This window comes from Gluconacetobacter sp., from assembly GCF_047721585.1.
Taxonomy (GTDB): domain Bacteria; phylum Pseudomonadota; class Alphaproteobacteria; order Acetobacterales; family Acetobacteraceae; genus Gluconacetobacter; species Gluconacetobacter dulcium.
In genome coordinates this window covers 1-20,259 of the sequence record NZ_JBDNXE010000024.1, presented here as the reverse complement: position 1 = coordinate 20,259, position 20,259 = coordinate 1, and the positions used below count along the sequence as shown (strand labels likewise).

20 protein-coding genes are annotated in these 20,259 nt (G+C 66.9%); 10 read left to right on the top strand and 10 right to left on the bottom strand.

Annotation, left to right across the window (positions count from 1 at the left end):
- Positions 1 to 38: 38 nt before the first annotated feature.
- Positions 39 to 1,391, bottom strand: coding sequence for a guanine deaminase (gene guaD / locus ABF821_RS06725; protein WP_415529480.1), 1,353 nt, complete (start codon positions 1,389 to 1,391; stop codon positions 39 to 41).
- A gap of 85 nt (positions 1,392 to 1,476) precedes the next feature.
- Positions 1,477 to 3,663, bottom strand: coding sequence for an FUSC family protein (locus tag ABF821_RS06720; RefSeq protein ID WP_415529479.1), 2,187 nt, complete (start codon positions 3,661 to 3,663; stop codon positions 1,477 to 1,479).
- A gap of 135 nt (positions 3,664 to 3,798) precedes the next feature.
- Between ABF821_RS06720 and ABF821_RS06715 the strand changes: the two genes are divergently transcribed.
- Complete coding sequence (locus ABF821_RS06715) at positions 3,799 to 5,211, top strand: amidohydrolase family protein (RefSeq protein WP_415529478.1); 1,413 nt, start codon at positions 3,799 to 3,801, stop codon at positions 5,209 to 5,211.
- 9 nt (positions 5,212 to 5,220) lie between these two features.
- Here ABF821_RS06715 and ABF821_RS06710 read toward each other — a convergent pair whose 3' ends face one another.
- Positions 5,221 to 6,171 carry a ribokinase gene (locus ABF821_RS06710; RefSeq protein ID WP_415529477.1) on the bottom strand — a complete coding sequence of 317 codons (951 nt, stop codon included), beginning with the start codon at positions 6,169 to 6,171 and terminating at the stop codon, positions 5,221 to 5,223.
- A 141-nt stretch (positions 6,172 to 6,312) separates the two neighbouring features.
- Here ABF821_RS06710 and ABF821_RS06705 point away from each other — a divergent pair, with 141 nt between their 5' ends.
- The 4 genes from ABF821_RS06705 (at position 6,313) to ABF821_RS06690 (ending at position 8,495) form a co-directional block, all read left to right on the top strand.
- On the top strand, positions 6,313 to 6,801 hold the full coding sequence (locus ABF821_RS06705) for a MucR family transcriptional regulator (RefSeq protein WP_182973841.1): 489 nt from the start codon (positions 6,313 to 6,315) through the stop codon (positions 6,799 to 6,801).
- Between the two features lie 36 nt (positions 6,802 to 6,837).
- Positions 6,838 to 7,776 (top strand): signal peptide peptidase SppA, encoded by a 939-nt coding sequence (gene sppA, locus ABF821_RS06700; RefSeq protein WP_415529476.1) that lies wholly within the window; start codon positions 6,838 to 6,840, stop codon positions 7,774 to 7,776.
- Between the two features lie 20 nt (positions 7,777 to 7,796).
- The gene (gene ihfB, locus ABF821_RS06695) at positions 7,797 to 8,096 is read left to right on the top strand and encodes an integration host factor subunit beta (RefSeq protein ID WP_182973839.1); all 300 of its coding nucleotides are present in this window, start codon (positions 7,797 to 7,799) and stop codon (positions 8,094 to 8,096) included.
- A gap of 129 nt (positions 8,097 to 8,225) precedes the next feature.
- Positions 8,226 to 8,495, top strand: coding sequence for a hypothetical protein (locus ABF821_RS06690; RefSeq protein WP_415529475.1), 270 nt, complete (start codon positions 8,226 to 8,228; stop codon positions 8,493 to 8,495).
- 296 nt (positions 8,496 to 8,791) lie between these two features.
- Here the strand turns inward: ABF821_RS06690 and ABF821_RS06685 are convergent, their stop codons facing one another.
- The 3 genes from ABF821_RS06685 to trxB form a co-directional block, all read right to left on the bottom strand.
- Positions 8,792 to 9,007: a hypothetical protein gene (locus ABF821_RS06685; protein WP_182973838.1), complete on the bottom strand. Its 216-nt coding sequence runs from the start codon at positions 9,005 to 9,007 to the stop codon at positions 8,792 to 8,794.
- 36 nt (positions 9,008 to 9,043) lie between these two features.
- On the bottom strand, positions 9,044 to 9,931 hold the full coding sequence (locus ABF821_RS06680; protein ID WP_415529474.1) for a LysR family transcriptional regulator: 888 nt from the start codon (positions 9,929 to 9,931) through the stop codon (positions 9,044 to 9,046).
- A 92-nt stretch (positions 9,932 to 10,023) separates the two neighbouring features.
- On the bottom strand, positions 10,024 to 10,983 hold the full coding sequence (gene trxB, locus ABF821_RS06675; protein WP_182973836.1) for a thioredoxin-disulfide reductase: 960 nt from the start codon (positions 10,981 to 10,983) through the stop codon (positions 10,024 to 10,026).
- Positions 10,984 to 11,145: 162 nt separating this feature from the next.
- Here trxB and ABF821_RS06670 point away from each other — a divergent pair, with 162 nt between their 5' ends.
- From ABF821_RS06670 to ABF821_RS06660, 3 genes are all read left to right on the top strand, one after another.
- Positions 11,146 to 11,640 (top strand): Lrp/AsnC family transcriptional regulator, encoded by a 495-nt coding sequence (locus ABF821_RS06670; protein WP_114727977.1) that lies wholly within the window; start codon positions 11,146 to 11,148, stop codon positions 11,638 to 11,640.
- A 68-nt stretch (positions 11,641 to 11,708) separates the two neighbouring features.
- Complete coding sequence (locus ABF821_RS06665) at positions 11,709 to 12,800, top strand: glycosyltransferase (RefSeq protein ID WP_415529492.1); 1,092 nt, start codon at positions 11,709 to 11,711, stop codon at positions 12,798 to 12,800.
- Entirely contained in the window at positions 12,755 to 14,260 is a 1,506-nt protein-coding gene (locus ABF821_RS06660; protein ID WP_415529473.1) for an ArnT family glycosyltransferase, read from the top strand. Before ABF821_RS06665 ends, ABF821_RS06660 begins: the two co-directional genes overlap by 46 nt.
- Before the next feature lie 7 nt (positions 14,261 to 14,267).
- Here the strand turns inward: ABF821_RS06660 and ABF821_RS06655 are convergent, their stop codons facing one another.
- The 4 genes from ABF821_RS06655 to ABF821_RS06640 form a co-directional block, all read right to left on the bottom strand.
- Complete coding sequence (locus ABF821_RS06655; protein WP_415529472.1) at positions 14,268 to 14,624, bottom strand: response regulator; 357 nt, start codon at positions 14,622 to 14,624, stop codon at positions 14,268 to 14,270.
- The gene (locus ABF821_RS06650; RefSeq protein WP_415529471.1) at positions 14,621 to 15,118 is read right to left on the bottom strand and encodes an NUDIX hydrolase; all 498 of its coding nucleotides are present in this window, start codon (positions 15,116 to 15,118) and stop codon (positions 14,621 to 14,623) included. Before ABF821_RS06650 ends, ABF821_RS06655 begins: the two co-directional genes overlap by 4 nt.
- Positions 15,119 to 15,274: 156 nt before the next feature.
- A complete protein-coding gene (locus ABF821_RS06645) occupies positions 15,275 to 17,233 on the bottom strand; it encodes a CocE/NonD family hydrolase (RefSeq protein WP_415529470.1) in 1,959 nt (652 codons plus the stop codon).
- 126 nt (positions 17,234 to 17,359) lie between these two features.
- The gene (locus ABF821_RS06640) at positions 17,360 to 17,860 is read right to left on the bottom strand and encodes a hypothetical protein (protein ID WP_415529469.1); all 501 of its coding nucleotides are present in this window, start codon (positions 17,858 to 17,860) and stop codon (positions 17,360 to 17,362) included.
- Between the two features lie 186 nt (positions 17,861 to 18,046).
- On the opposite strand from ABF821_RS06640, the gene guaA reads away from it, so the two are divergent.
- Both guaA and ABF821_RS06630 read left to right on the top strand, forming a co-directional pair.
- Positions 18,047 to 19,669, top strand: coding sequence for a glutamine-hydrolyzing GMP synthase (gene guaA / locus ABF821_RS06635; RefSeq protein ID WP_415529468.1), 1,623 nt, complete (start codon positions 18,047 to 18,049; stop codon positions 19,667 to 19,669).
- Between the two features lie 293 nt (positions 19,670 to 19,962).
- The coding region (locus tag ABF821_RS06630) for a transposase (RefSeq protein WP_415529467.1) at positions 19,963 to 20,259 on the top strand (297 nt) is incomplete at its 3' end.

Here is a 20,259-nt window from a genome sequence, read left to right as displayed (position 1 = left end):
GCCGTTCTCGCCCACCCGCGCATATTTACATCATGCTCTCAGGGCATCCCGCTGTCATCGGCGTCCCGATCGTGGACCAGCGCGCCGGCCACGTAGGTCGCGCGAACGCTGCGGTCATCGCCCAGCATCATTAGCACGAACAGCAGGTCCTCGATCGTTTCGCACTGTTCGGCGCGCTGGGCCATCAGCGGCGTGGCGCGCGGGTCGAGCACGCACAGGTCGGCTTCCATGCCAGGGGCGATGGTGCCGATGCGGTCGTCCAGATACAGCGCGCGGGCGCCGCCGGCCGTTGCCAGCCAGAAGGCCTGGGCCGGGTGCAGGCGCCGGCCGGTCGATTGCGCGACCTTGTAGGCTTCGTTCAGCGTCTGCAATTGCGACAGGCTGGTGCCGGCGCCGACATCGGTGCCCAGGCCCACGCGCACCGGCCGGCGCGGGTCAAGCGCGTCGAACAGGCGAAAGGCGCCGCTGCCCAGGAACAGGTTCGAGGTCGGGCAATGCGCCAGCGCGCATCCGGCCGCGTGACAGGTATGGAACGTGCCCTCATCGACATGGACCCCATGGCCCAGCACGCTGCGCGGCCCGACCAGCCCGGCATGGGCATAGACGTCGAGATAGGAAGCGCGGTTGGGAAACAGCTGGCTGATCCATTCGACCTCCGCCAGGTTTTCCGACAGGTGGGTCTGCATGAACAGCCCTTCGCGCTGGCGCAGCAGGCTCCCCGCGAGGTCGAGCTGTTCTTCGGTGCTGGTGGCGGCGAAGCGCGGGGTGACGGCATAGAGTTGCCGCCCGTGCTGGTGCCAGCGGTCGATCAGGGCAAGAGATTCGTCATAGCCACGCTGGGGCGTGTCGCGCAGGTTGGCGGGCGCGTTACGGTCCATCAGTACCTTGCCCGCGACCATGCGGGTATTCAGGCGTGCCGATTCGGTAAAGAACGCATCGACCGACTGGGGGTGGACCGTGCAGTACACGGCGGCGCTGGTGGTGCCGGCGCGCAGCAGTTCGCGCAGGAAACGACGCGCCACGTCGGATGCGTAATCCGGGTCGGCATAACGGGCTTCGGTGGGGAACGTATAGCGCTCCAGCCATTCCAGAAGCTGTTCGCCATAGGCCGCGATCATGGGCAGTTGCGGATAATGGACATGGGTATCGACGAACCCGGTCGAAATGATGCCCTCGCGCCAATGCGTGACCGGGGTGTCAGGTGGCAGCGTGTCGCGCAGTGCGTCGAAGGCGCCGAACCGCGTGATGCGCCCATCCTCGATCAGGATCAGCGCGTCGGCTTCATACACCAGCGCCCGCGCCGGATCGTCCATGAACGGATCGGCGCCGAAGGTGACGGCGCGGCCGCGCAGGGCATGACGGGCGGGCGTGGGGGGCAGGGACGGGATCATGATCGGGGTACTCGGTCTGGCTCGATCCGGTCAGTGTTGCCTGTTTTGTGCCGCCAGGAAAAGGCGGCACGCCGGGCGGACAGGTCTAGGTGGGCGGACGATAGGACGACGACGTATCGAGAAACGTCGCATTGGCGTCCAGTTCGTTCGAAATGACCAGCAGATAGGCAATGGCGCGGGTTAGTTCGATGCGGGCACCGATATTGGGTTCCCTGGCCTCGATGCCGCGCAGGCTGGCCACGGCAAGGCGGGCCGCCTGCGCCGTGCGGCCGTGCTTACCGGTGAATTGCGCCATCCGGCGCAGGACAAGCAGCAGCGGGCGGTGCGCCCGGAGCGGAAGCTGGTCGCGGGCCAGGACGGTGCGCACGCGGATGATGTTCAGCCCGATCGTCATGACCGAGAGCGTACCTTGCAGATAGGCTTCGATCGTCGGTGTCGGGGTGGGGCCGGCATGGCGGATCAGCCGGGCGAAGCGGTCGGTGTTCAGCCCGATCCAGTCATGGGTCTGCGGAATGGGCATCGCCGACGCCAGATGGTGCAGGTCGTACAGATTATGTTCGCGCATGCGCAGGCGCTCGGCCCGGCTGCTGAAAGGCAGGATGGTGCGGAAGATCAGCACGGAGAACCCGATGCTGGCCAGCAGCGAGAGCGAGGAATTGAAATACGCGATCTCGTTCAGCCGGCCCTGGTTCGACGGGCCGATCAGGTTGGAAAGGAAGAGGGTATAGGACGCGGCGGCCCCGGCGGTGGCCGGGTTGCGGGTGGCCAGCCCGCCGGCGATCATCGGCAGTGCCAGGCAGGCCGCCAGAACCTCGAAATCCGCCGGACGCGGCAGGATCAGCATGACCAGGACGAACGAGACCCCGACCGCCCACACCGCGCCAAGCAGGAAGTTCATGGTGCCCAGGACCGGGTTTTCGCGGGTGGCGAACAGGCCGCAGGTCAGGGCGACCATGATGATGAAGGCCAGGCCGCTCGGCCAGGCCGTGATTTCCCAGATCAGTCCCGCCGCGGTAATCGCGACGGCGGCGCGAATGCCGTTATGGGCCGCCTCCTTGAGGTCGCGATGCGCTTTCAGGCGGAAGTGGAAACGGTCTCCCCGGATGACGCGGTGGCTGGCATCGAATTCCTCCAGCGCCTGCTGGAGTTCCGCCAGCAGTTCCTCCAGCGCGCTGTGCAGGATGCGCCCGTCCAGCAGCGACTGGATTTCGGGGCTGTCGGGCGGGTGCTGGCCGCTGCTTTCCTCGGTCAGCGCATTGACGATCTGCTGGCGGCAGACACCGCGCAGCGCGCGCAGGTCGGCCAGTACCTCCGGCAGGTCCTCGTCCTGTTTCAGGCGAGGCGGCAGGCCCTGAAGATAGGTGCGCACCAGCAGCGACGTTTCGGTAAAGCCCGCGTGGGCCGTACCCAGCGCGCGCAGGCGCGCGGTCATGCCCAGCCCGCGCGACAGCAGCACCGACACCGTGGCCAGGGCGGCGCGCGCATGATCGCCCTCATGCCCGTGCGGCCCCATCTCGATCTCGCTGAACTCGATCTGGTCGTTGATCGTCAGGATGGTGCCGAACAGGGCGCGCGAACGGACGAAGGCTTCCTCGTTGCCGGCCAGCAGGTCGGCAATGGCGTTGGAGGAACTGGTCAGGGCCGAGAGCAGCTTCTCGCGAATATTGCGGCGCGCGGTATCGGCCAGATTATGGGACAGCAGGCCGGCGATCAGACTTTCGCACGCGATGCCCAGCACGATGTAGGTCGAGCGCGACATTGCGATCATGAACACGTCGTTCGGGTCGCGTACGGCATCCAGCGCGATGATGGCGCAGGTATAGCCCGACAGAACCAGCGCGTAGGAGCGGAAGTTGCGCACCAGCGTGGCCACGCTGCAACATAACCCGATCCATATGCCGATCGCCGGAAAGAACAGCCACGGCGCCTGCGGAAACGCCGCGACCAGCGCGACGGCGGAAATAGCGCCGATGGCCGTGCCCACCAGACGCCATCGCGCCTTCGACAGGCTTTCGCCGCGCGATCCCTGCGCGACGATCCACACGGTCATCGGCGCCCATTGCGGGTCGTCCAGTTCCATCCACATCGCCAGGATCAGCGACAGGATGGCGGCGGCGGTCGTGCGCAGCGCAAAGCCGACGGCATCGGCCTTGGGGGCATATAGCCACCGCAGATGGCTCAGCCTCCCGGCTCCCGGTGGTCGGAGAGTCGGCGGGCGCCATGACAGGAGGCGATCCAGCATGCTGAGGGCAAAGGCGGGGAAGACGGGCACGGCGTGAGGGGTATCCGGCGGCAGGGGCAATTCACGATTAGACTAGGTCACGCTTCTCCGGGACGATAGCCAGACTGTGTATATCAGTCATAAGCGGCGGCAGTCGCATGGCCGAACCGCCGCAGGGAGAGATGAATGACCGATCAATGGCCCGCTCCACATCGTTCCGGTCCCCATGCATGGGCGGATCTGCGGAACTGCGTGGTATCCGGGGACTGGTTCCATGCACCGGTCGCCGGCCGGCTGGAGCGGATGGCGGGCGGATTGCTGGAAATCGGTGCCGATGGGCGGATCGCCGCGGTCTGCCACGCGGGCAGCGAACAGCATCGCACCCTGGCGCGGGAGGCGGCACAGGCAGGCCGACTGGTGACGCTGGACGGACTCCTGATCCCCGGCCTGGTCGACCTGCATGTGCATGCGCCGCAATATCCGCAACTCGGCAAGGGCCTGGACCAGCCGCTGGAGGTCTGGCTGCAACGCTATACCTTCCCGCTGGAAGCGCGCTACGCCGACCGCCTGTTCGCGCGGTCGGTCTATCGGCGCCTCGTGGCCGACCTGCTGGCGGGGGGCACCACCACGGCGCTGTATTTCGCCAGCCGGCATGTGGAGGCGACGTGCGAACTGGCCGATGCCTGCATCGAGGCCCGGCAGCGGGCGCTGGTGGGGCGCGTGGTGATGGACAATCCCGACCAGTGCCCGGATTTCTATCGCGACGCCTCGGTGGCCGAGGGCGTGGCCGCCACGCGGGCGGTCGCGGCGCATATCGCGGCTCACCCCGCCAATGCCGGCTGGGTGCGGCCGGTGATCACGCCGCGCTTCCTGCCCTCATGCACCGACGACATGCTGCACGCACTCGGCCATCTGGCCGGTGAGTGCGGTTGCCATGTGCAGACCCATTGCGCCGAAAGCGATTGGGCGCGCGATTACGGCCAGGCCCGCTTCGGGCACAGCGATATGGAGGCACTCGACCGTTTCGGTCTGCTGACCCGCCATACGGTGCTGGCCCATGGCAATTTCATCACCGCGTCTGACATGGATCTTCTGGCCCGGCGGGGTGGGGCGGTGGCGCATTGCCCGCTCTCGAACGCCTGGTTCGCCAACGCGGTCTTTCCGCTGCGCGTCGCGCTGGACAAGGGCGTGCGGGTGGGACTGGGGACCGATATCGCAGGCGGCCCTTCAGCGTCGATGATGGGGACGATGCGCATGACGGTGGCCGCGTCGCGTATGCTGCGCGACGGCGTGGAGCCTGACCGGCCGGCGGCGGAGCGCGGCCGGCCGGGGAGCGCGGTGGACATGATGACGGCTTTCCATCTGGCCACGGCGGGCGGGGGCGACGCGCTGGACCTGCCGGTGGGCCGCTTCGCGCCCGGCCAGCATTTCGATGCGCTGCGCATCGACCCAGACGCCCCGCTGGGCACCATGCGGCTATGGGGCGACGAGAGTGACGAAGACCTGCTGGCCACGGCGCTCTATACGGCGTCGCGCGCCAATATCACGCATGTCTGGACCGATGGGCAGCAGACAGGGCAGGGGCCGCGGCCCGCATAACGCCGCCGCCTATGCCGGCTGCGCGGTCAGCAGGCGCTCGACCTCCGGCCGGGTCGGCGCGGCGTCCGAGGCGCCCCGGCGTGTGGTGGCCAGGGCGCCGCAGGCGGCCGCGTAGCGCGTCGCGCCGGCCAGATCCATGCCCGACGACAGCGCGACCGCCAGGCCGCCATTGAAGCAGTCGCCGGCCGCCGTGCTGTCCACGGCATCGACAGTAAAAGGCGGCACGAATCCATGTCCGTATTCGTCCGAATACAGAACGCCCCGCGCGCCCAGTTTCACGATGGCCCGTCGCAGACCCAGGCGGTGCAGCCTGTCGGCCGCATGGCGTGCGCTTTCCGCGTCATGCGGGCGCAGGCCGGTCAGGCGTTCCGTCTCGGTCTCGTTCGGTGTCATCAGTTCGGCGAGGGGAAACAGGTCGGGAGGCAGGCCATCCTGCGGCACCGGCGCGGGGTCGAGAATCAGCCGCGCGCCGGCCTGCATGACGGCCTGGGCGGCGGCGCGCAGCGCGTCCAGGGGAATTTCGCATTGCATCAGTACGATCGTGCCCGGTGTCAGAAGGGGCACCAGGCGGGCGATGTCGGTGCCGTCGATCGCCATGTTGGCACCGCCCACGACGACGATCGTGTTTTCGCCGCCCGAGTCGGTACAGATCATCGCGAGTCCCGTCAGGTCGCCGGCCGAGCGGTATAAATTCTCGGCGCCGACACCATGCCGCCGGAGCGAATCGGCCGCGAAATCAGCCAGTGGATCGTCTCCTGTCCGGCCCACAAGCCGCACATCGGCGCCCAGCCGGGCCGCCGCGACGGCCTGATTGGCGCCTTTGCCGCCCAGGCCGAGCCCGGCATCGTGTGCATGCAAGGTTTCGCCCGGAGCGGGAAAGTGATTCACACGTGCGCTGATGTCGATATTGACGCTTCCGAACGCGATGATTGACGGGTTATTACTTCTTGTAACGCTCATCGTCGGTCGTTCCCGTTAAAAATAAAAAATGTTTCGTAAGAATTATTTGTCTGCGCTGCCATTTCAAGATACTTATGATAGAGAAGCGACGCGAATCGCGTGATGTCGTAAGAAGTCATAATAACAGAATGGAATTTCGGTATGTCGGAAATCGAGCAGGGTGCCTCTTTGTTGGAACTCACGGCGCAGATCGTATCCGCGCATGTTTCGAACAACAGCGTAGTCGCCGATGGCGTGCCTGATTTGATCCGGCAGGTCTATCAGGCGTTGACCTCGCTCGGCCAGGTCGCGCCCGAACCTGAGAAGCTGCAACCCGCAGTGCCGATCAAGCGGTCGGTCTTCCCGGACTACATCGTCTGTCTCGAAGACGGAAAGAAGCTGAAGATGCTCAAGCGGCATCTGCAAAGCGCCTATGGCATGACGCCGGACCAGTATCGCGAGCGTTGGGGCCTGCCCACGGATTACCCGATGGTCGCCCCGAACTACGCCGAACGCCGCTCCACCCTGGCGCGGGAAATCGGGCTGGGCCGCAAGATCACCGCGACGGTGGAAGAAACGCCGACCGAGAGCGACGCGGCCGCCAAGCCGGCCGCCCGCCGTGGGCGCAAGCCGGCCGCGCCGCAGGAGTAATGATGCGGTTCGCGTCGCGGATCGCCCGGCGGTCCCATGGCTGATCCCGATCTGGTGGTCGATCGGTTGCGTCTGCGCCGCCGGCTGATCTTCTGGCGAGTGGGGGCGGTGGCCGCCTTCGTTCTGGCCTGGCTGGGGCTGGGTGGTCATACGCTGTTCCATCATGCTCCCATGATCGGCAGCGACCACCTGGCCAGGGTCCGGGTCAGCGGGATCATCGGGTCGGACAATCGCAAGCTGATCGACCTGATCGACCGCGCCGCAAAGGCCGACAGGGTGCGTGGACTGGTGCTGTCGGTCGACAGTCCGGGCGGCTCGGTCAGCGGTGGTGAGGCCCTGCACGACGCGGTGGCCCGCTTCGCCGCGCGCAAGCCCGTCGTGGTGACGATGGGCGGGGTCGCGGCCTCGGCGGGGTACATGATTTCGGTGCCGGCGCAGCGTATCTTCGCCGGCCAGTCGACCCTGACCGGGTCGATCGGCGTGATCATGCAGGCCCCGGATGTCTCCGGCCTGCTGGATCGCGTGGGCGTGCGGGTGGACGAACTGGTATCCGGCCCGCTGAAGGGGCAGCCTTCTGCCGTCCAGCCGCTGTCGCCTGAAGGGCGGCAGATGCTCCAGGGCGTCGTGGCGGACCTGTTCGACCAGTTCGTCACGATGGTCGCGGACGGGCGGCATATGTCGGTCGACAAGGTGCGCACGCTGGCCGACGGTCGCCCCTATACCGGCCGGCAGGCGCTGCCTCTGGGGCTGATCGACCAGATCGGCACCGAGCGCGATGCCGTGGCCTGGCTGGCCCGCAAACAGCACCTTCCCGACACGGTTCCTGTTGTCGATCTGAAGGCGCCGGGCAAGGGGAAATGGATCTCGCGACTGACGCGCAGCATGCTCAGCGTCATTCTTGGTGAGGAATGGGCGGGATCTGTGGTATCGCAAGGTGTTGCGCTCGACGGAGCGGTCGCGCTCTGGAAACCTTGAATCGAAACGGGACAAGACGGATGACCAAATCGGAGCTGATTGCCGAACTGGCTGCTGCCAATCCGCACCTTCTCGGCCGCGATGTCGAACTGATCGTTCAGACGATTTTCAGCGAGATCAGCGGGGCCCTGGCACGCGGGGACCGGGTGGAACTGCGTGGATTCGGGGCGTTCACGGTCAAGAAGCGTGATGCCCGCACCGGCCGCAATCCCCGCACCGGCGAAATGGTGGCGGTGGATGAAAAGGTCGTTCCGTTCTTCAAAGCCGGGAAGGAACTGCGCGAGCGGGTCAATGGCGGCGTCGATTCCGGGGAAGACTGACCGCCCACGCAGGACGGTTGCGATGCGGCGCACCTGCGCGCGTCCGACGGATTGTTCTTGATACGTTCCAGGCTTGGCTGCTACCAGTTCTTCTCCATGATTGGCGCCGGACGGCGAGGGTGCGTGAGCGTGCGGGACGTAATCTCTGGTCTTCTTGCGGTGTGTGTCTCGGCGTCCTGCGTTGCCGCGCCGGCCTGGGCCGGCACCCGCACGCATCATCATCGTAGCGGCTTGGCAGCGCATCTCTGCGCATCGCATGACGCGGTGATCGGGACGCACGGCCACAGGCTGCGGGCCATCGGCCAGCGGCATTATTTCGCCCCGATCGGGCAGGCCATGTATTATCGCGACAAATCGCATCGCTGCCGGCTCGGGCGCACCGCCCACCGCCATAGCTGAACGCCAGGAGCAGGGCAGGGGAGCGGCTGCGCGCGGTCACCCCTCGCGTGGCATCGTGGCGCGCGTTGCCTGAAGGTCAGTTTCAAGGCCGCCGCTCGCGGCGGCCTGACGGCAGTCTCCTGCGCGCCAAGGCTCACGGTCCACGAGGCCGCGCTCCATTCCGACACATCAGAACTATCGCCAGACGCGCCGCCGCAGCCGCGCTTCCGCGCACTATCAGAAGTTTTTGAAACGGCCTCAGTGCCAATCGCCGAAGGCGCTCCGAAAGCGCCGTCAGCGGGGCCTGCGACAGCCCCTTACAGGGGGCGGTGGGCCCGGTCGATGAGGCGCCGCCAGACAGAGCGCGCCTGGGCCAGCACGGGATTGGGCTGCGCCTGAGGGGCGGAGGCCGCCTTGCGGGTATCATCCTTGCGGGCCAGCCAGTTATCCAGGCTCACGCCGGCCTTCGCGGCCCGGCGGGCTTCGTAGGCCTGCTTGCCTGGGGCGTTGCCCTGCTTGTCGCGGCTGCTCATCGGTCCTGCGGTTCCTTGCAGATGGTGTCGGCCCGCTTAGTGATGGCGGCCATTGATTTCCGACAGCAGGAAATCGCGGAACACGGCAACCCGCTTGGAGGTGCGCAGTTCTTCCGGATAGACGAAATAGGCATCGACCGTCGGCAGCGGGACGTCGGGCAGGACCTTGACCAGATGCGCATGCGGCCCGGTCGCGTAAAGCGGCACCGAGCCGATTCCGACTCCGGCCGCGATGGCCGATGCCATCGCCGGCAGGCTGTTGACTTCAAGCCGCGCGCCCCGCTTTTCGTCGGACGGCACGCCAGCTTCCGCTAACCAGTTGATGTGCGGAACCGGCGGATGATACCCGCCGAACAGCACCAGCTTGTGGGTCGACAGCTCGTCGAGGGTCTGGGGGGTGCCATATTCCTCCAGATAGCTGGGGGCGGCATAGATCGGCAGCGGGAAATCCGCGAGGTGACGCTGGATCAGGTCGGGCTGGCGCGGCGGATGCATCCGCACGGCGACATCGGCCTCGCGCATGCCCAGATCCAGGTCGTTATCTTCCAGGATCAGGGTGATCGTGATGTCGGGATTGGTTTCCATGAACCGATGCAGGCGCGGCGTCAGCCAACAGGTGCCGAAGCCCGTCGTCGTCGTCACGCGCAGGCGGCCGGCAGCCTTTTCCTTGCTCTCGGTCAACAGCGACTGCGTCATCGCCAGTTTCGAGAACACTTCCCGCACGGTCTGGTTCAGGGTCTCGCCCTGCTCGGTCAGGATCAGGCCACGGGCATGGCGATGGAACAGCGGAACCTGAAGGGCTTCTTCCAGTGCCGAAATCTGTCGCGAAACCGCAGACTGGCTAAGGTTGAGCACGTCGCCCGCATGCGTGAACGAACCGGCCTCGGCCACCGCATGAAAAATACGGAGTTTGTCCCAGTCCAATGCTACGCTCCGATCCTGACAGGAGGAAATAGTGAAACCAAAGTTACTTTTGGTGACCGAAACGGGCCGTCCGGTCAAGGATTTGATGGAGGTCAGCCCGGTATTCCAGCCAGGAAACGTTCCGCTTCCAGCGCCGCCATGCAGCCTGTTCCCGCAGCCGTGATCGCCTGGCGGTAGATCTTGTCCTGAACATCGCCGGCCGCGAACACGCCGGGCACCGAAGTGCGGGTTCCCCCTGGCTTCGTCACGATATACCCCTCGTCGTCGGTTTCGATCTGGCCACGGAAGATGTCCGTGTGCGGCGCATGACCGATGGCGACGAAGACGCCGTCGACCGACAGATTTTCCGAAGCGCCGGTTTCAGTGTCGCGCAGGGTGATGCCGGTCACCACCGGCGGCTCGCCGTCCGCGACGATCTCTTCGGCCACCCGGTTCCACTTCACCGTGATCTTGGGGTGCGCGAACAGCCGGTCCTGTAGAATCTTTTCGGCACGCAGGCTGTCGCGCCGATGGATCAGGAACACATGCTCGGCATGATGGGTCAGGTACAGCGCCTCTTCCACCGCGGTATTGCCGCCGCCGATAACGGCCACCGTACGGCCGCGATAGAAAAACCCGTCACAGGTCGCGCAGGCCGAGACTCCGGCGCCCTGATATTCGGTCTCGCCGGGAATGCCCAGCCACTTCGCCTGCGCTCCGGTCGCGATCACCACCGAGCGGGCAAGATAGACATCGCCCGAATCGCCGACGAGGCGGAAAGGTTCGTCAGCTTTACGCTCGGCCAGCGCGCATTCCGTAATGATGTCGTGGATGATCCGCGTGCCGACATGGGCGGCCTGCGCGGCCATCTGTTCCATCAGTTCCGGGCCCTGGATGCCACGGGCGAAGCCCGGATAGTTCTCCACGTCCGTCGTGATCATCAACTGGCCGCCGGGCTGGAGGCCGGCAACCAGAATCGGCTTCAGGTTGGCGCGGGCGGCGTAGATGGCGGCGGTGTAGCCGGCGGGGCCGGCACCGATCACGAGCAGGTCGGTGGAATGGGTATGGGTCATGGACTCCGCGCCGGTCTGTTCAAGCTGCATGGGATATGGCCGCGCGGCGCGCCGGGCACAAGCCGTCGCGGGGGCTGATGTCGGAAGCGGGATACTCTTTTCGGCGCGCGGCGCATACCGTATCCTGTGGTCTGATATTCAGGGACGGACAAAACTGACGTGATGGATCTGGATGCGATTGACCGTCGGATCGTAGCGGAACTCCAGGCGGATGGCCGCATGACCAACGTGGAACTCGCGCGTCGGGTCGGCATTTCCGCCCCACCGTGCCTGCGGCGCGTACGCCGGCTGGAGGAAGAAGGGCTGATTCGCGGCTACCATGCCGACACCGACGCGGCGCTTCTGGGATGGACGATCACCCTGTTCGCCCTGATCGGGCTGGACAGCCAGAAGGAAACGGTCCTGACCGCCTTCGAGGCCCAGGTGGCCGGCTGGCCCGAGGTGCGCGAGTGCCACATGATCCGGGGGGGCGGCGATTTCCTGGTCCGGCTGGTGGCGCGCGACGCGGCGCATGAAAACCAGTTGACGCGCCGCCTGACCGAAAGCCCGCATGTCAGCCGGGTTCAGACATTGCAGACCATCCGCACCTCCCTCAGCCGTGCCGGCGTGCCGGTGCAGCCGCTGGCCCAGCCTTTCGGCGATACAGACGGCGCATGATGTCCGTCCGGGGCCAGATCGGCCCCGCATCGGGGGATGGCGCTGGAGAGACGGCAGGCGCCGGCCCGATGCGTCCGGCGCCGGAGATCAGCATCGTCGTGCCTTGCTATAACGAGCGGGCCAATGTGCGCCCGCTGGTGGCGGCCCTCTCCCACGCCCTGGCCGGCCGGGATTGGGAAGTGATCTTCGTCGACGACAATTCGCCCGACGGCACGATCGACGAGGTCCGGGCACTGGCCGAACGCGACGGCCGTGTGCGCGGTCTGCTGCGCGTGGGGCGGCGCGGCCTGTCCTCGGCGGTGATCGAAGGCGTGCTGTCTTCCTCGGCGCGGATCGTCGCCGTCATGGATGGCGACATGCAGCATGACGAATCCTGCCTGGGCCGCATGATCGACGCCGTTGCGCGCGATGGCTACGACATCGCGGTCGGCAGCCGCCATGTGGCCGGCGGCGACAATGCCGGCCTGGCCAGTGGCTGGCGGACATTCCTCTCCGATTCCGGCATCCGCCTGGTGCAGATGACCCTGCCGGTCAGGCTGGGCGATCCGATGAGCGGCTTCTTCGCCATGCGCCGCGACCTGTTCGCGCGGACGGTGCCGCGCCTGTCGGGCACGGGCTTCAAGATCCTGCTGGATGTGTTCCTGTCGGCACCCCGGCGGCCCATGGTGCTGGAGGTGCCGTTCGTCTTCCGCCCCCGCGCGGCGGGCGAGAGCAAGCTGGATATCCTGGTGCTGGTGCAGTTCGTGGCGATGCTGGCCGACAAGCTGTGCCGGGGATTCCTGCCGACCCGGTTCATCGCGTTCTCGCTGGTGGGGCTGGCCGGCATCCTGGTCAACCTGGCGGTGCTGGAGCTGGGGCGGCGTCTGGGCGCCGATTTCACCACCGGCCAGTGGCTGGGCACGCTGGTGGCCATGGTGACGAATTTCTGGATGAACAATGCGCTGACCTATCGCGACCGGCGATTGCGCGGCGCGCGGATGTGGCTGGGGCTGGGGCTGTTCATGGTCATCTGTTCGGCTGGCGCCATCGCCGATGTCGGCATCGCGCGGGCGATTTTCAGTCGTGACGGACAATGGGGCCTGGCGAGCGCCGCCGGGGCCGCGATCGCGGTGGTGTGGAATTACGCCGTGTCCTCGACCCTGATCTGGCGCGTGCGGTGACCGGCGGCGCGGAGAGGGCCGGCCCCGACTTGTCACGATGGGGCCTGGCCCTTATCGGGGTGACGGTCGTGCGCCTGCTGGTGGCGGCCTGCACGCCAATCTCGCCCGACGAGGCCTATTACTGGGTCTGGTCGCGCGCGCTGGCGCCCGGCTACCTGGACCACCCCCCAATGGTGGCATTGTGGATTCGTGCCGGCACCGCCCTGCTGGGGAACGGTGCGCTGGGCGTGCGGCTGCTGGGTCCGCTTTCGGCGGCGATCGGCACGCTGTTCCTGGCCCAGGCCGCCCGCGATCTGGGATCTGGCGACGGGCCGCCGTCCGGCCGGATGGTGCGGGCGGGCGTGCTGCTCAACGCCACGCTGGCGCTGGGCATCGGCGCGGTGATGATGACCCCGGATACGCCGCTGCTGTTCTTCATGACGCTGGCGCTGTGGGCATTGGGCCGGCTGCTGGCCACCGGTCGGGGGGCATGGTGGCTGGTGCTGGGGGCGGCGCTCGGCCTGGCGTGCGACAGCAAATATACCGCCGTGCTGCCGGGCGGCGGCCTGGCCCTGTGGTGCCTGTGCAGCCGCGCCGGCCGCGCGTGGCTGCGCACACCGTGGCCGTGGTGCGGGGCGGTGCTGGCCGCGATCCTGTTTCTGCCGGTCATCCACTGGAACGAAGCGCACCATTGGGCCAGCTTCGTGCGCCAGGGCGGCCGGGCAGGGGACTGGCGACCGGCACGCGCCGTGCAGTTCCTCTCGGAACTGGCAGGCGGCCAGCTTGGCCTGATGACACCGCTGATCGCGCTGGCATTCGGCGCCGGCCTGTGGCGGGCGTGGCGACGGGCCGGCCGCGATCCTGGGGCGGCGGTGCTGCTGTGGTGGATCATCCCGGCCGGGCTTGTCTTCGTACAGCATGCGCTGGGTGACCGCGTACAGGCCAACTGGCCGGTGCTGCTCTATCCCGCCATGGCCATCCTGGCCGCGTCGCCGGTCTGGCGATTCTGGCGTGCGGGCGCGGCCCTGGGGTTCGCGCTGACGCTGCTGGTCTATCTCCAGTCCACGCTCGCGCCGGTGTCGCTCTCCCCGCATCTCGACATCACCCTGCGGCAGATGGCCGGCTGGCGGGGGCTGGCGCGGGCGGTCGACGGGCTGGCCGCGCCCGGCGGGTTCGTGGCGGCCGACGAATACGGGCTGGCGTCGGAACTGGCGCTGGCCCTGCCGCGCCGAACCGTGATCGGCATCGAGCCGCGCTGGGCGCTGTTCGCCCTGCCGCGCCCGGCGGGGGGCAGCGGCGTCTTTCTGTGCAGCATGCGGCGGCTGCGCGATCTCGATCTGTCGCCGTTCAGCAGTGCCACGCGGATCGGCACGGTGGAGCGGGCACGCAAGGGCAATGTGGCGGAACGCTATGCCGTCTTCCGCGTGACGCTGGCGCCCGGTTCCCCTGTCGGTGCCGCGCGCCTGCCGGCAGGGGAATAACGCGCCCCTATCCTGCCGAGCCGGCCAGCGCGGAGCGCACCAGATCCAGCAAGGCGCGGACCCTGAAGGGTTTTTCCAATGTGGGGCCGGGCGCGAAGGCCGCCAACCGTGCCGGGTCTCCGCTGATGGCAATCACGGGAATGCTCGCCGTTTTCAACCGGGCGACCAGACGGTCCGGCGGCCCGTCGGGCAAGGAAAGGTCGAGAATGGCCAGATCGATCGCTCCCCGCTCCATCGCGTCCAGGGCGGCCTGCACGCTCGCGCAGGCGGTAACGCGCAGGTCCGAGGCTTCCAGCGCCGTGCGGATCAGGTCGGCAATGGCGGATTCGTCTTCCACCAGCAGGATATGGCGGCCGGATGTCATGATGCATGGTCCTCTGCGGGGATAAGACGGCGGAGATCGCCACCAGGGACCGGCCATGGCGCGACCCCCCGGTCGGAAAGCGCCAATGTGCCCAGTTCCAGCAGTCCGGGGCTCATGCGTTCGGGCGCGGCGCGGATCTGGTCGAGCGAGAACCAATCGACGGCAATCGCGTCATCGGCGGCACGGATATCGGTCTGGCCAGAATCGGCGCAGCGCACGACGGCGATGACGTAATGAAAGCGCAGGCGGCCCTCGGGCATGCGGTCCAGCACGTCGAACGCGGTCAGCACGCCCTGCGCGCGGGTCACGAACCCGGTTTCCTCACGCAGTTCGCGTTCCGCCGCCTGGAACAGGGTCTCGCCATGCTCGATCCGGCCGCCGGGAAAGCCCCATAGCCCCTGATCGGGCGGGTTGGCCCGCTGGACCAGCAGCAGGCGCGCCCCACGGACAACGACGGACAGGATGGCGGCCGACACGATGGAGGAAGCAGTCATGCGGCGATCTTAACCGCATGCCCGCCTCCGGCGCCACCATGCCGGGCGGCTATCAGCCTGAGAGCCTGACCGCAAATGCGCGCTGGCGGCGTGTCCTCCGCGAAGCACAGGAAACGCGCGCCGGGTCGCCCCCGGCGCGCATGTCCGGTCAGGCTGTCAGGGGACGACCGGCAGCCAGATGGCGGTGGATTGTTCTCCACCCCGATGGATGGTCTGGGTGGCGGTGACATAGTCATGCGCCGTGGCGCGCAGCACGCTGGGCACGAAGGTCTGCGGGTTGCGGTCATAGAGCGGGAACAGCGAGGACTGGATCTGCACCATGATCCGGTGTCCGGGCTTGAACACATGATTGACCGCCGGCAGCGTGAAGCGATAGCGCGCCGTCGCGTTGGGCACCGCGGCCACCGAATGGTCGAACCCTTCGCGGTAGCGGCCACGGAAGATATCCATCGACACCGCCAGTTCGTATCCGCCCATTTCCGGCCGGTCGCCGTCGGTGGCGGGCATCACGTCGATCAGCTTCACCACCCAGTCGGAATCGGTGCCGCTGGTCGCCGCGAACAGGTCGGCCACCGGCACGCCACTGACGCGGACCGACTTGGTCAGCACCGGCGTTTCATAGGTCAGCACGTCCGGGCGGCTCTCGGCGGGGCGCTGGTCCTGTACCAGCCAGGTCTTCCAGCGCGGCCCGTCGCTCGCGAAATTGAACGGGCGCTCCACGAACGGCACCGGATGCGCCGGGTCGGATACGTAGGAATCCTGCCCCGTGGCCGGATGGTCGAACGACAGGCTGTAGCCGGCCTGGAGATAGAGCGGCTTCAGCTTCTGGTCGCAGCCCTTGTCGTCGCAGGCCAGCGGCCAGTGCGGGAAGCGGTCCCAGTGGTTCTCGCCGGAATTGTAGATGATGGCTTCCGGCAGATGCGCGTCGGGCGATCCGGGGCGCAGATACTGGTTGAAGAAGGGCAGCAGCACCTCGGCGCGGAACTGATGCGCGGTGTCGCCATTCCAGTGCAGCGGGCCGAGTTCCGATCCGTCGTAATTCACCTGGCTGTGGCGCCACGGACCCATCACCAGCACGTTGGGCACGTTCGGGCGGGTCGCCTTCAGCGCCTGCCAGGAATGGATGGCGCCCCACATGTCTTCCTGGTCCCACAACCCCTGTTCCCAGAGGGTGGGTACGGTCAGCGGATGGCGGGTGATCAGCTTGTCCAGCGCCTGATCCTGCCAGAATGCGTCATAATCCGGATGGGCCAGCATGCGCTGCCACCACGGAAACTGGTCCAGCCCGGCGGCGGAGGCGAACTGCGCGGCCGAGCCCGCGCGCAGGAAGTTCGTATAATCGTCGCGATCGACACGCGGAATGGAAGAGCCCGAGCCGCGCTCCGTCATCTGGTCGGTAAAATAATCGAGCCCACCCTGGCGGAAGGCGCCGTAATGGTACCAGTCATCGCCCATCCAGCCATCGACCATCGGGCTTTCCGGGGCCGCGACCTTCAGCGCCGGGTGCGGGTTCAGCAGCGCCATGACGACGGTGAAGCCTTCATAGGACGAGCCCAGCATGCCCACGCGCCCGTTGGATTGCGGCAGATTGTGCACCAGCCAGTCGATCGTGTCCCACGCATCGGTCACTTCGTCGGTATGGGTGGGGTTCAGCGGGCCGCGCACCGGGCGCGTCATCACATAATCCCCCTCGGACCCGTATTTGCCGCGAATATCCTGAAACACGCGGATATAGCCGGACTCGACGAACACATCGTCGCCCTGGGGCAGCAGCGCGCGCATGGTCAGCGCGTCTTCGACCCGATTGAGCCGCTGCGAGGCGTGATAAGGCGTGCGCGTCAGCAGGATCGGCGCATCATGCGCGTCACGCGGAATCACGATCACCGTATGCAGTTTCACCCCGTCGCGCATCGGGATCATGACCTCGCGCTTGACGTAGTCGCGCGCGGCGGTGGGGAAGGTGACGTGCGCGGGAATGTCGCTGCCCGTCTGCACCGTCAGGGACGACGCGGCGGCCGGAGCGGCCGGCGGGGCGGCGTAGCCCAGGCTGCTGGTCAGGCACAGGGCGGCCGCCAGGGCGATCGCGCCGCCTGAGCGATGGAAGGAAGGGGTCAAGCGTGGCGCTCCTGCTCTGTCCGCCGTTGCGGAGATGTCACGTTTTTCGCGTGTTCGCACCATGTCGCAACCCGATGGATCAGGCAACCGGCCATCATCGTGGCGCATGCGTCCATCGCGCCGGTTTCAGTGACCCATGAAATGGTCCATGGCATGCGCTTGCGGGCGGGTGAGCACGACATGGGCGCGACAGCGCGGCGTGCCATACGTGCCCTGAATGGTGGCACCGTCGGGCGTGCCTTCGAATACCATGGGAAAGGGCTTGCGGTTCATGTCGCTCAGCACGAGCTGCGCGTGGAACCGGCCCGGCGTCGCATCGCGCTGCCCGCGCAGGGTATGCACGCCGTCGGCAGGCGTGAAGGCGATGCGCCTGCTCTCGATCTGCAAGGTGGAGGGGGCGCGCGTCTCGGGGCAGATGCCGCGTTCGGCGACCAGCGTGCCCGTCCAGATGCCCACCGGATCCCTGGCGGCATCGGTCGTCGGTTCCGCTGCCCCAGCCGGCGTCATGCAGCCCACCGACAGGCAGCCCACCGACAGGGCGAAGATGAAGGCACCTGCAATCGCCGCGCGCCCGTGGCCGCGTGAACGCGAGGGAAGCAGAGGGTGGTCCAGTCGAAAGAGGGGCACGTTCGGGCTCCGTAACACCTTAGGTCTGTGCGCCAATATGGGCGCGGGCGGGCTGGCGGACCATAGGGTGCCGCCCGCTGCGGGCTTGCACTATACTCTGTGTCGACGCATATCCGGCTCCTGCACGGCCCGCCCGGTCCGCGCAGCGCGCCCTGCGACCGTAACGCCGCGACCGAAAGAGCAACGATGAGCGACGATGTGAAGACCGCCGGTTCCACCCAGACCCTGCCCCAGGATACGACGACGCTCGACGCGGCGTTGCATCAGGACCGGATTCTGATCCTGGATTTCGGTAGCCAGGTCACGCAGCTGATCGCCCGCCGCGTGCGCGAGAGCGGCGTTTATTGCGAGATCTGGCCGTTCTCCACCGACGAGGCGAAGATCCGCGCCTTCGCCCCGCGCGGCATCATCCTCTCGGGCGGCCCGGCGAGTGTGCTGGACGACAACGCGCCGCGCATTCCCGATGTGGTGTTCGCGCTGAACGTGCCGGTGCTGGGCATCTGCTACGGGCAGCAGGCGCTGTGCCTCCAGTTGGGTGGCGCGGTGGAAACCCACGCGCATCGCGAATTCGGCCGGGCGCATGTCGATATCGTCGAGGATTGCGCGCTGTTCCGTGGCACCTGGACGCGAGGCGGGCGCGAGCAGGTCTGGATGAGCCATGGCGACCGCGTGACGAAGCTGCCGCCGGGCTTCCGCGCCGTGGCCGTCAGCGAGGGCGCGCCCTACGCCATCATCGCGGACGAGGGGCGGCGCCTGTATGGCGTGCAGTTCCACCCCGAGGTGGTGCATACGCCGCACGGCGCGGCCCTGCTGCGCAATTTCACCCACGGCGTGGTGGGTTGCCAGGGTACCTGGACCATGGCCGGCTTCCGCGACATGGAAATCGCCCGCATCCGCCAGCAGGTCGGCTCGGGCCGGGTGATCTGCGGCCTGTCGGGCGGTGTGGATTCCTCGGTGGCGGCGGTGCTGATCCACGAGGCGATCGGCGACCAGCTCACCTGCATCTTCGTCGACCCCGGTATCCTGCGTGCCGGCGAGGCCGATGAGGTGGTAAAGACCTTCCGTGGCCGCTTCAACATCAAGCTGATCCATCGCGATGCGTCGGACCTGTTCCTGTCCGCCCTGGAAGGGGTGACGGACCCGGAAGTGAAGCGCAAGACCATCGGCCGCCTGTTCGTCGAGGTGTTCGAGGAAGAGGCCGCGAAGCTGGGTGGCGCGGAGTTCCTGGCGCAGGGAACGCTATATCCGGACGTGATCGAAAGCGTCAGCTTCACCGGCGGCCCGTCGGTCACGATCAAGTCGCACCACAATGTGGGCGGCCTGCCGGAACGCATGAAGATGCAACTGGTCGAGCCGCTGCGCGAACTGTTCAAGGACGAGGTGCGCGCACTGGGCCGCGAACTGGGCATCCCCGAAGCCATTGTCGGCCGTCACCCGTTCCCGGGTCCGGGCCTAGCCATCCGCATCCCTGGCGCGATCGACCGTGACAAGCTGGCCCTGCTGCGACAGGTCGACACGGTCTTCCTGGAGGAAATCCGGGGTGCTGGCCTGTATGATGCGATCTGGCAGGCCTTCGCGGTGCTGCTCCCCGTCCGCACGGTCGGCGTGATGGGCGACGGCCGCACTTACGATTACGCCTGCGCCCTGCGCGCGGTCACCAGCACCGACGGCATGACGGCCGATGTCTATCCGTTCGACATCGGCTTCCTGAACCGCGTCGCCAGCCGCATCGTCAACGAAGTGCGCGGCATCAACCGCGTCACCTACGACATCACCTCAAAGCCGCCCGGTACCATCGAGTGGGAATGATCCCGCGTCTGGCATAGGGTGGCATCACCCGGCATAAAAGTGCTTTAAAGCCCGCAGAAATGCGGGCTTTTTTGTTTTTTGGTCCGGCATTGTCTGGCATCAAATAGAGAGGTGATGTTGTGGACGGCCCCCGCACGGAATGTGCGAAGGTGAGATTGTCGCCGTCTGCAACGCATGGAGCCATGTGTGGACGGCCCTGACGATGCAAGTGGAAAGTATGACTTTGATGGTCGGGTGCAGGGCCTATCCTGAATTTCGTGTGTTTGGTGTGATGCTGGAGAAGGAGAAGCATCATGGCCCGACGCAAGAAGCCGGTGATCCCTGGCGATGTACTGGACCAGGTTCTGGCGGGTCGCGTGGTCCGCACGATGTCGGACGCGGACGCCCTACTGGGGGATATGAAGAAGGCGCTGGCGGAGCGGTTGCTCAACGCCGAACTGGACCACCATCTGGACGGCGAGGCAGCGACCGGCCGCCCGAACTGCCGCAACGGCTATGGGCAAAAGACGGTTCTGACGGATGTTGGGCGGGTGAGGCTGGATATCCCGCGCGACCGGGCCGGCACGTTCGATCCGCAACTGATCGCGCGC

Excerpts from the sequence above, each read along its gene's own strand:
- ABF821_RS06665 (WP_415529492.1), top strand. The coding sequence starts at position 11,709 with ATGCGTCCGGCGCCGGAGATCAGCATCGTCGTGCCTTGCTATAACGAG.
- ABF821_RS06715 (WP_415529478.1), top strand. The coding sequence starts at position 3,799 with ATGACCGATCAATGGCCCGCTCCACATCGTTCCGGTCCCCATGCATGG.
- trxB (WP_182973836.1), bottom strand. The coding sequence starts at position 10,983 with ATGACCCATACCCATTCCACCGACCTGCTCGTGATCGGTGCCGGCCCC.
- ABF821_RS06685 (WP_182973838.1), bottom strand. The coding sequence starts at position 9,007 with ATGAGCAGCCGCGACAAGCAGGGCAACGCCCCAGGCAAGCAGGCCTAC.
- guaD (WP_415529480.1), bottom strand. The coding sequence starts at position 1,391 with ATGATCCCGTCCCTGCCCCCCACGCCCGCCCGTCATGCCCTGCGCGGC.
- ABF821_RS06655 (WP_415529472.1), bottom strand. The coding sequence starts at position 14,624 with ATGACATCCGGCCGCCATATCCTGCTGGTGGAAGACGAATCCGCCATT.
- guaA (WP_415529468.1), top strand. The coding sequence starts at position 18,047 with ATGAGCGACGATGTGAAGACCGCCGGTTCCACCCAGACCCTGCCCCAG.
- sppA (WP_415529476.1), top strand. The coding sequence starts at position 6,838 with ATGGCTGATCCCGATCTGGTGGTCGATCGGTTGCGTCTGCGCCGCCGG.
- ABF821_RS06710 (WP_415529477.1), bottom strand. The coding sequence starts at position 6,171 with ATGAGCGTTACAAGAAGTAATAACCCGTCAATCATCGCGTTCGGAAGC.
- ABF821_RS06705 (WP_182973841.1), top strand. The coding sequence starts at position 6,313 with ATGTCGGAAATCGAGCAGGGTGCCTCTTTGTTGGAACTCACGGCGCAG.
- ABF821_RS06670 (WP_114727977.1), top strand. The coding sequence starts at position 11,146 with ATGGATCTGGATGCGATTGACCGTCGGATCGTAGCGGAACTCCAGGCG.
- ABF821_RS06650 (WP_415529471.1), bottom strand. The coding sequence starts at position 15,118 with ATGACTGCTTCCTCCATCGTGTCGGCCGCCATCCTGTCCGTCGTTGTC.
- ihfB (WP_182973839.1), top strand. The coding sequence starts at position 7,797 with ATGACCAAATCGGAGCTGATTGCCGAACTGGCTGCTGCCAATCCGCAC.